The organism is Micromonospora sp. NPDC005203 (genome assembly GCF_042872705.1).
Taxonomy (GTDB): domain Bacteria; phylum Actinomycetota; class Actinomycetes; order Mycobacteriales; family Micromonosporaceae; genus Micromonospora.
Genome location: NZ_JBIAKV010000019.1, coordinates 1 through 10,245, shown reverse-complemented (window position 1 = coordinate 10,245; position 10,245 = coordinate 1). Strand labels below are relative to the sequence as shown.

The window sequence follows — 10,245 nt, the reverse complement described above, 5'->3', positions numbered from 1 at the left end:
TTCCGGAGCGGGCCGACAGCCCTGTCGTTCCAAGGAGTTCCACATGGACCTGCCAGCAACAGCCGTGGGCGTCGAACCGTCGACCGACCTGACGCCCCGGCGTGTCCTCGTCACGGGCGGTGCCGGCTTCATCGGCAGTCACGTGGTGGCCCGGCTGATGCTGATGGGCAGCCAGGTCCGGGTGCTCGACAACTTCTCCACCGGCCGGCTGGAGAATCTGGCGGACGCCGCCTACGGCGGACTGACCGAGGCGGACGTCAGCACTGGTGACATCCGTACGCCGGAAGGTGTCGAGGTCATCCACCAGTGGCAGCCGGACGTCGTGGTGCACCTCGCCGCGCAACCGAGCGTTCCCGCCGGCCGCCGCTCACCGCTGTACGACGCCGACGTGAACGTCTTCGGCACCGTCAACGTGCTGGACGCCTGTGCCCGTAGCGGCGTACGGCTGGTGGTCAACGCGGCCAGCAGCGCCATCTTCGGCAGTGTTCCCGCCCACGATCTGCCGGTCCGCGAGGATCACCCGATCGCGCCCATCAGCCCGTACGGCATCAGCAAGGCCGCCGCCGTCCACTATCTCGACTGGTACGGACGCCAGCACGGCCTGTCGTACACGTCGATGGTCTTCGGCAACGTCTACGGGCCGCGGCAGGAGGGCGGCGACTGCGGGGTGGTGTCCCTGATGGCCGATGCCCTGCTCGGCGGTCGCCAGGTGGTGATCTACGACGACGGCACACAGTCGCGGGACTTCATCCACGTCGGTGACGTCGCCGAGGCGGTGGCCCTCGCCTGTCTGCACAACGGGGTGGGGCTGGTCAACATCTCCTCCGGGCGGCAGACGAGCATCAACGAGGTGTACGACACCGTCCGGGGGGCTTCCGGCGTCGGCAACGCGGCCCGCTACGAGCCGCTGCCCTGGCCGGGCGAGGTCCGCCACATGGCGCTGGACACCAGGAAGGCGCGCGAACTGCTCGGTTGGTACCCGAAGATCAACTTCGCCGAGGGTGTGCGGATGACCGTGCGGGACGCCCGCCGTCGCCAGGGCGCTCGGCCCCTCAGTCCGGTGCGCGAGCTGGAACGGGCGATGACCTCCCAGTAACGGACCCGACCGAACGCCACGCACAGCGGCACGCCAGGCGCGTCGAATTCCCGTCGACGGGCAAGTATTTTCATAGATCCGTCCCACTCTTGCGGTTTGGCATTCACTGCTGCCACGATGACCGTCAATGCCTTCCGTCCCGAAGGAGTGGTCGACATGGCGGTCTCCCGCCGCAGGTTCGTCACGTCGGTGCTGGGCGGGTCCGCCCTCGCCGCCGCCTCCACCACCGAGCTGCTCAGCACCCTGGCCAGCCCCGCCTCCGCCGCCAGTCCCCCCGGGGACGTGGTCGGCAAGGTGACGGTCGGCTACCAGGGCTGGTTCAGTGCCCCCGGCGACTCCGCGCCGATCGGCGGCTGGTGGCACTGGAGCCGCGACCGGTTCCAGCCGCCCTCGCCCGCGAACACCACGATCGTGTCCTGGCCGGACATGCGCGAGTACACGCGCAGCTATCCCACCGCCTACCCCAACCTCGGCAACGGATCGCCGGCCACCCTCTTCTCCTCCTACGACCAGCAGACGGTGGACACCCACTTCCGGTGGATGCAGGAGTATGGCTGCGACACCGCCGCCCTGCAACGCTTCAACCCGACGGGCGACGAGGGGCCGACCCGCGACGCGATGACGCTGAAGGTCCGCTCGGCGGCCGAGCGCCACAACCGCAAGTTCTACATCATGTACGACGTCACCGACTGGCTGACCATGCAGTCGGACATCAAGACCGACTGGACGACGAAGATGTCCACGCACACCGCGTCCAGCGCGTACGCACGGCAGAACGGCAAGCCGGTCGTCTGCATCTGGGGCTTCGGCTTCAGCGAGTCGAGTCGCCCGTTCACCCCCGGACCCTGCCTGGAGGTCATCAACTGGTTCAAGGCGCAGGGCTGTTACGTCATCGGTGGTGTGCCCACCTGGTGGCGGCTGGGCCGAGAGGACTCCCGCGCCGGCTTCCTCGACGTCTACCACGCGTTCAACGCGATCTCGCCCTGGATGGTCTACCGGACCGACACCCTGGAAGGGCTCGACTCGTACTACAACAACGTCAACATCGGTGACCTGGCCGACTGCGCGGCGCGGGGCATCGACTACCTGCCCTGCGTGATGCCCGGTGACCTCGCCGGTGGGCACCGCCGCCACGGCGACTTCTACTGGCGGCACATCTACAACATGGTCCGGCTCGGTTCCCAGGGCCTCTACGTGTCCATGTTCGACGAGTACAACGAGGGCAACCAGATCGCCAAGACCTCCGAGACCCAGGCCACCACCCCGGCCGGCGCGAACATCCGCGCCCTGGACGAGGACGGCGTGGCCTGCTCCTCCGACTACTACCTGCGGATCACCGCCGACGGCGGCCGGATGCTCAAGGGCCAACTCGCGCTTACCGCGGTCCGCCCCACCCCACCGACGACCGGCACCCCACCCCAGACCGGCGGGAACCTCGCCGCCGGCCGGTCCACCTCGGCGAGCAGCCAGGGCGGCGGCTTCCCGTCCGGCAACGCGGTGGACGCCAACGCCGGCAGCTACTGGGAGAGCGGCGGCGGCTCCTTCCCGCACTGGTGGCTGGTCGACCTCGGCGCCAGCCACCAGGTCAACAAACTCGTGGTACGGCTGCCCGCCGGCTGGGGCGCGCGGACCCAGACCATCGCCGTGCAGGGCAGCGTCGACGGCAGCTCCTTCGCCACCATCGCCGGGGCCTCCGCGTTCGCCTTCGACCCGGCGACCGGCAACAGCGTCACGCGCACGCTGACGACCACCACGACCCGCTACGTCCGCCTCAGCATCAGCGGCAACACCGGTTGGCCGGCCGCCCAGCTCGCCCAGGTCGAGGTGTACGCCGCCAGCGGCAGCACCGACAACCCGCCGAGCACGCCGAGCGGCCTCGCGGTGACCGGCAAGACGTCGAGCAGCGTCTCCCTGGCCTGGACCGCCTCCACCGACGACACCGGGGTGACCGGTTACCAGGTACGTCAGGGTGGCAGTGTTGTCGCCACCGTCGCCGGCACCACGGCGACGGTGAGTGGGCTGAGCGCGTCCACCGCGTACACCTTCACGGTCACCGCGCGCGACGCGGCCGGCAACACCTCGGCGGCCTCGAACGCGGTCACGGTCACCACGGACGCCCCGACCAACGCGGACCTCGCCCGGGGGCGGTCCACCTCGGAGAGCGGTCACGTCCAGAGCTACGGGTCGGGGAACGTGGTCGACGGTGACGCGAACAGCTACTGGGAGAGTGCGAACAACGCGTTCCCGCAGTGGGTGCAGGTCGACCTGGGTTCCGCGCGCACGGTCGGGCGGGTGGTGCTGAAGCTGCCGCCGTCGTCGGCCTGGGGCAGCCGGACGCAGACCATCGCGGTGCAGGGGAGTACGGACGGGGGCAGTTTTGGGACGCTGTCGGGTTCGGCGGGGCGCACGTTCGACCCGGCGTCCGGCAACCAGGTGACGATCACCTTCAGTGCCGCGCAGACGCGCTATGTGCGGATCACCGTCACCGGCAACACCGGCTGGCCGGCCGGGCAGTTGTCGGCCCTGGAGGTGTACGCGAGCTGACCGGCTGTGAGGGCGGCCGCCGGACGCCGACCGGCGGCCGTCCGCCTCGTCGAATGGGCACCATCATCCCGGCTATCGCTTCCACGACCTCGGCACCCGAGCCGGAGGACGACATGGTCGGCACCGCGATCGGCTACCCGGACGATGCAACTCATGCGTTCATGGCGCGCAACTTCGACCTGATGTGGTCCGCTTCGGCCGCGGCTCGCTCCGCTTCGGTATCACGGCCCAGCTGACGCAACCGCAGCGACAGGTTGTTCAGCGAGGTGGCGAGGTTGGGGAGGTAGGCGGCGGGGTTGGCTTCGGCCAGTCGGCGGCGGATCGTGACGGCTTCCTCGATCGCTGTCAGTCCCTCGTTCCGCCGGCCCAGCTCACCCATCCGCACCGACAGGTTGTTCAGTGACATGGCGAGGTCAGGGAGGTAGGCGGCGGGGTTGGCTTCGGCCAAGCGGCGGCGGATCGTGACGGCTTCTTCGATCGCTGTCAGTCCCTCGTCCTGCCGGCCCAGCTCACCCATCCGCACCGACAGGTTGTTCAGTGACATGGCGAGGTCAGGGAGGTAGGCGGCGGGGTTGGCTTCGGCCAGTCGGCGGTAGGCGGTCGTAGCTTCCTCGATCGCTGCCAGTGCCTCGTCCCGTCGGCCCAGCTCACCCAACCACAGCGACAGGTTGTTCAGGGACCCGGCGAGGTTGGGGAGGTAGGCGGCGGGGTTGGCTTCGGCCAAGCGGCGGCGGATCGTGACGGCTTCCTCGATCGCTGTCAGTCCCTCGGTCCGCCGGCCCAGCTCACCCAATCGCACCGACAGGTTGTTCAGGGATCCGGCGAGGTTGGGGAGGTAGGCGGCGGGGTTGGCTTCGGCCAGTCGGCGGCGGATCGTGACGGCTTCCTCGATCGCTGTCAGTGCCTCGTTCCGCCGGCCCAGCTCACCCAACCACAGCGACAGGTTGTTCAGGGACCCGGCGAGGTTGGGCAGGTAGGCGGCGGGGTTTGCCTCGGCCAAGCGGCGGCGGATCGTGACGGCTTCCTCGATCGCTGTCAGTCCCTCGTTCCGCCGGCCCAGCTCACCCAATCGCACCGACAGGTTGTTCAGAGACATGGCGAGGTCAGGGAGATAGGCGGCGGGGTTTGCCTCGGCCAAGCGGCGGCGGATCGTGACGGCTTCCTCGATCGCTGTCAGTCCCTCGTCCCGCCGGCCCACCTCACCCAATCGCACCGACAGGTTGTTCAGCGAGGTGGCGAGTTCAGGGAGATAGGCGGCGGGGTTTGCCTCGGCCATCCGGCGGCGGATCGTGACGGCTTCCTCGATCGCTGTCAGTCCCTCGTCCCGCCGGCCCAGCTCACCCAATCGCAGCGACAGGTTGTTCAGTGACATGGCGAGGCTGGGGAGGTAGGCGGCGGGGTTTGCCTCGGCCATCCGGCGGCGGATCGTGACGGCTTCCTCGATCGCTGTCAGTCCCTCGTCCCGCCGGCCCACCTCACCCAACCGCACCGACAGGTTGTTCAACTCGCGCGCATATCGGTCCTGGGACACGTCATCATGGGCAGCGTCAGTCCGTCTCGCCGCTACCAGCCTCTGCCCCACCGCCACCGCCACCCGCGTCCGCGTCGTCGCAAATCCCAACCGATGCAACAGCGCGTCCAGTTCCTCCACCTGCGCCAGGCTCAACCCACCGTCACGGCCATCCACCGCGGCCATGATCTCTGACTCGAACCCCACCGGATCCACCACCATCAACGCCGGCACATACACCGGCGGGAACCGGACCGCCAACCCCGCCAACCCATCCCGGACAAGCCCCAACCCGTCCCGCCACACCCGACCCGGATCCGGCGTCGACAAACACCGCCGCAGCACCGCCGTCGCGTGCGCCGCTACCTCAGGATCATCACCACCGCACACCGCCGCCAGATCATCAATCCACTGCTGCCGACTCGACGAACGAGCAGCCAACTCCAACAGATGGACATCCGTCAACCGATCTGGCTTTGGCGCTTGCCACACCCGTTCCCACGACTCATCCGGAAACAACCCGCCCAACACCCGCACCAATCCATGCCCGTCCAGGTCGCCCACACCCGACACCCCAGAAAGCCGGCCCGCCACCTGCACCGCCTCGTCCACGGTGCCCGGCGCCGTCAACGCCACCATGGCCACCGCCCACGCCTGCCCCACCTCACCCAGATCCAGACCTACCGCGTTCAGCGCCGCCGACACCTGACGCTGCTCATGCCGCAACACCCCCAGCAACGCATCCAGGTCACCCGGATCCCCTGCCCCCGGCCCGTTCGCGGCATCCAACACCGCCAGCAACGCCCCCGCATACAAATCCAACGTCGTGCCGAACCCACCCCCCGGCAACGACGCCTGCCGGACACCCGACGGCACCTCGAAGCCACGCTGCCGGGCATGCGTGGCGAACCGCTCCACCGCCCGCGCCCACACGTCCTGTTCCCGGCCCTGATCCCAATCCCGCGACAACGTCGCCAACCGCATCGGCCGGGGATGCACCCAGTCATGCAGCCGGTGATCCACCGACAGTGCCCGGAACCAATCCGCATCCGTGCGCGCCAGCAACAACACACGTACCCACCTGGCTGCATCCGCCTCTGCAATGGTGTCCAACAGTTCCGCCACCACCGGACCGACGTTCTCCGCGTAGTCGACAACCAGGAGCGTCCGCACCCGCACTCGGACCGCCGCCTGCACCCCGGCGGTCAGCTCCACCACCCGCTCCAAATCGCGCCGAGCGCGCTGCCCCGCCACCCCACCCTGCGTCAGATCAGACAGCCGCACCGCCCGCCAACTGGGCGACGGCACCGACACCACACCCGCCGACCAGCCCTGCTCCCGCAGCCGCCGGCACACCTGACCCGCAAGGTGCGTCTTGCCCTGCCCACCCGACCCACACACCAACCGCACCACCGGCCCCCCGGCCGACACACACCAGTCCACCAACGCGTCCGCCTCGCCACGCGGCTCGGCCTGAATCACGCCCGCATCCGGACGCAACCACGAACCCACCAACGACAGGTCGGGCCCCACCGCCGGCCCAAACAACAACCTCTCCAACTCGACGACCGTCCTCGCGACGGGGACCTCCGCCACCTGCCGATCACCAGCCAGCAGCACTACCGAATGGTCACCGGTGACCACCACGCTGTTGACCGCCGAGCCGACCGACCGGCCACCGGCAACGTCCACCTCACCCGCACCTGAACCGGTGTCGGACCTCACCGGCGATCGTCTTTTGGGGAACCCACCCCATCCCCAGGCTCGGCATCGCCCAGAGCGCGCGGCTGGCCAACCACATTGCGGTCTCCGGTCACCACCGTGCCATCACCCGCCGACCCGACTGACCGGTCACCGAACACCAGCACCGAAGACGGCTCCTTCGGCCGATCGGTCCCACCGCGCCCTGGGCCAGAAAGGCCCACCTGCACCGCCGCCAAAAGCGCGACGAGTGAGACGAGACTGGCGCCCCAGACCCACTGCCACCGCTCCGTGAACTCATTCGTCACCACAGCTACAGCGGCCGCCAACACGACCGACAACACAGTGAACACGACTCGACGCATTCGACTCCTCCCCCTGAGACACGCCGCTCACCTATACCACCGACCGTCGATGGCTCATTCCCGAAGACCAACACCCGACAGTCTCAAGCCACATTGATGCCGGCAACCGGGAAGATCAGCAAGTGCAGAGCCGGGAAGGGAACGGCCACCGGCGCTTCGATACCACCGAGAGCCACCAAGGAACCGACCTGTACACCGGATCGTGCCCAGGCAGTCTGCGGCCGAGGTCCTACTTCGTGTTCCGCTCTATCGACCCCGCCCTGCCCCGGTGATCATGAGGTTGGCGAGCCGGGTGCAGATCAAATCGCCCGTCAACCCCATGATCAGCGCGGGCCGGGCAGTGCGGGGCAGCGGGCGGTGGGGGAGTGGGCTGTGGGTGGGACGTTGCTGGTGCAGGCCGCCCTGGCCGCTGCCGGGTGTGGTGAGCACCGCCGCGCTGGCGAGCTGATCGACCGGGCGGCGGGCATCGCCGCAAACCTGCGGGGGTACGACGATCCGCACCGCACCAGCTTTGGATCGGTCGCCGTCGAGTTGGCCCGGGTGCTGGTGGCGGCGCAACGAGGTGACGCCGCCGAGGCAGTGCGTCGGCATTTGACCCTGGTGCGGCGGGAGGGGTGGCGGCGTTTGCCGGCCGAGTATCGGGGCGCGTACCTGCTCGACGTCGCGCGGACGTACCTCCGGGTGGGTGACCTGCGCGGGGCCGCCCGCGCCCTCGTCGACGCGGACCACGTCGCGCCGGCCGAGGTCCGGTGCCGGCCGTTGGCGCGTACCGTGATCGCCGAGATTGCCCGCGTGCGGCCGGCACCGGCCGGTGTCGCGCGACTGGCGACGGTGGTTGGCCTTACCCGCTGACCGGCCGCACCGGAAAGCGGGGCGGTATGGCTACCACGGCCAGTGCTGGGCCAGGTTGATCGGGTCGTCGCCCGGCGACACCACGAACGCGCAGGAGCCGCTGTCGTCGAACAACAGCAACGGCCCGGCCTGCGATGCCAGCGCCACCGACGCGGCCAAGACGGCGAGGCCCGACGGCTTGCGGAATCCGATGTCGGTCACAGCCTGGCTCAATGCCACAGGCTCGTCGCGGGTGGCACCATCGACGCCCAGGGTGACCTCTCCCAGGTCCAGGCCACCCACCGACGCGCACCTGGCGGGGTTCGGGCAGCCGGGGAGGTCGGCGGTCATATTATGCCCCGTGACCTGGAACCACGGCGTGCCGTGACAGCCAGCCTCCCGAAACGACGACAGGACCTGTTCCACTGTCGGCAGCTGACGGACTGGTGGTGGTTCCTCGGGCAGACCAAAGGAAGACTCAGCGCCGGCCGCCCACTCGAGTCCACCATTCTCGGCCGCCTCGTGCAGGGGCGTCACCACCAAGAACCAACCCACAGCACGCATCGTGCCATTCCGACGTCCGGACCAGGACGTGAGGCGAACCTGTTTGAGGCGTCTGCACCCCCGTAACCAGGTGGACGGGCTGGTTGGGCAACGGGCAGCATTGCGTGGTGCACATCGCGACGGACGGGGAGGCCGTCGACGTCATCACGGCTGCCGACCACTGGCAGTCCTCCTGGTATCCGCCATCGAACCTCCCCGCTGGCACTCCACGCGGATCGACCGGGGTCTGCGTGGTCGATGGTCAGGTGATCCTGGTCAGTGATGACGGCACGCACTGGCAGTTCCCGGGCGGACGCCCGGAGGCCGGCGAGGACTGGTTCGACACTCTGGCCCGTGAGGGGAGCGAAGAGGCGTGCGCGACGGTGCTCGACTCTCGATTGCTGGGCTTCAGTCGCGGGGTGTGCAGGAGAGCACCAGAGCAGGGTCTCGTGCTGGTGCGGGCACTGTGGCGCGCGGATGTCCGCCTGGACGCGTGGGCGCCCGAGCACGAGATGGTGGAGCGTCGTCTCGTCCCTTCCGGGAACGTGTGGGACCTGGTGACCGTTCCGGCCGGTTGGGAGCCGATATACCGCCGAATCCTGATCGAGGCAGGTATCCCAGTTTGCCAATTGCCGAAAGGCGGACAGGTGAACGCCTGAGTTCGCTGGCGACAGCATCTCCGCTGGTCCTGGTAGGCTCGGCGGGGAACCAATGTTTAGGAGCTTCGGCTCCGAAGGGATCGAGCCTTCGATCCTCTAGCGAGTCTCAGACTCGCCTCGCAGGATTTCCGCCAGGCGCACATTCGTGCCACGCCCTCCTGCGATACCTCTTCGTAGCGGGCCCGCCTGGCCCTACGAGTCGAGGGGCTTCCCATGACCGCCACCGTCAGTTACGCCGACGAGGCCGCGATCCGCGATCACTACCAGCACCTGCTCGACAGTTGGGGCGATTCGTTCGCCTACGCCGAGTGCTTCACCCCCGACGCGGACTACATCATCGCGAACGGGATGATCGAGCACGGCTGGCAGGAGATCATCGACGGCCACGACATCATCTTCTCGGCCTGGGCGCGCAACAGCCGTCTGATCGGTCGGATCGAGAGCATCCGCTTCATCACCAACGACGTGGCGTTGCTGATCGCGCACGGGCACATCGAGTACCTGGACAACCGTTCCAGCGACAGCAACAAGCGCACCGTCTACTCCCTGGTCGCCCAGCGGTTCGAGGGCCGCTGGCTGTTCGCCGCGTACCAGAACACACCGCTGGCCGGTCACTGAAATGTCCGCAATGGTCCAGGCGCGCCGAAGTCGCGGGCCTCTCTGGCCGGGACGGCAGTGGCTCGGTACGGGTTGGTCGGCCCCACCCGGCCCTGAGTAGCCGGGTCAGCCGCCCAACTGTTGGGAGAGCGCTGATGATCGACTCGGGTTTGCTGAACTCGCGGTGTCCGAGCCGCTCGGACACCGCGAGGTCCTGAAAACCGAGTCGATCTTGGGTCCGCGGGTCCGCGGGTCCGCGGGTCCGCGGGTCCGCGGGTCCGCGGGTCCGCGGGTCCGCGGGCTCCCGGGTCCGCGGGGGGGCGGGGGCGCCCCCCCCCCCCGGGGGGGGCGCCGGGGGGCGGGTTGACCCGCGGGCGGGGGCGGGCCGCCGGGCGGGCG

7 protein-coding genes are annotated in these 10,245 nt (G+C 69.0%); 5 read left to right on the top strand and 2 right to left on the bottom strand.

The genetic code is table 11. From position 1 onward, the window contains the following. Positions 1-43 precede the first annotated feature (43 nt). Positions 44-1,096, top strand: a complete 1,053-nt coding sequence (locus ACFYPM_RS29370; RefSeq protein ID WP_387203694.1) for an NAD-dependent epimerase/dehydratase family protein — start codon at positions 44-46, stop codon at positions 1,094-1,096. A 156-nt stretch (positions 1,097-1,252) separates the two neighbouring features. Then, positions 1,253-3,640, top strand: a complete 2,388-nt coding sequence (locus ACFYPM_RS29365; protein ID WP_387203691.1) for a discoidin domain-containing protein — start codon at positions 1,253-1,255, stop codon at positions 3,638-3,640. Between the two features lie 151 nt (positions 3,641-3,791). On the opposite strand, the gene ACFYPM_RS29360 is transcribed toward ACFYPM_RS29365, so the two are convergent. Further along, positions 3,792-6,842 carry a tetratricopeptide repeat protein gene (locus ACFYPM_RS29360; protein ID WP_387203688.1) on the bottom strand — a complete coding sequence of 1,017 codons (3,051 nt, stop codon included), beginning with the start codon at positions 6,840-6,842 and terminating at the stop codon, positions 3,792-3,794. A gap of 746 nt (positions 6,843-7,588) precedes the next feature. Here ACFYPM_RS29360 and ACFYPM_RS29355 point away from each other — a divergent pair. Further along, positions 7,589-8,068 (top strand): hypothetical protein, encoded by a 480-nt coding sequence (locus ACFYPM_RS29355; protein WP_387203685.1) that lies wholly within the window; start codon positions 7,589-7,591, stop codon positions 8,066-8,068. A 30-nt stretch (positions 8,069-8,098) separates the two neighbouring features. Here the strand turns inward: ACFYPM_RS29355 and ACFYPM_RS29350 are convergent, their stop codons facing one another. Beyond that, the gene (locus ACFYPM_RS29350; RefSeq protein WP_387203682.1) at positions 8,099-8,398 is read right to left on the bottom strand and encodes a hypothetical protein; all 300 of its coding nucleotides are present in this window, start codon (positions 8,396-8,398) and stop codon (positions 8,099-8,101) included. Between the two features lie 320 nt (positions 8,399-8,718). Between ACFYPM_RS29350 and ACFYPM_RS29345 the strand changes: the two genes are divergently transcribed. Continuing rightward, a complete protein-coding gene (locus tag ACFYPM_RS29345; RefSeq protein ID WP_387203679.1) occupies positions 8,719-9,249 on the top strand; it encodes an NUDIX hydrolase in 531 nt (176 codons plus the stop codon). Positions 9,250-9,462: 213 nt separating this feature from the next. Beyond that, positions 9,463-9,867, top strand: a complete 405-nt coding sequence (locus ACFYPM_RS29340; protein WP_387203676.1) for an SgcJ/EcaC family oxidoreductase — start codon at positions 9,463-9,465, stop codon at positions 9,865-9,867. Positions 9,868-10,245 lie beyond the last annotated feature (378 nt).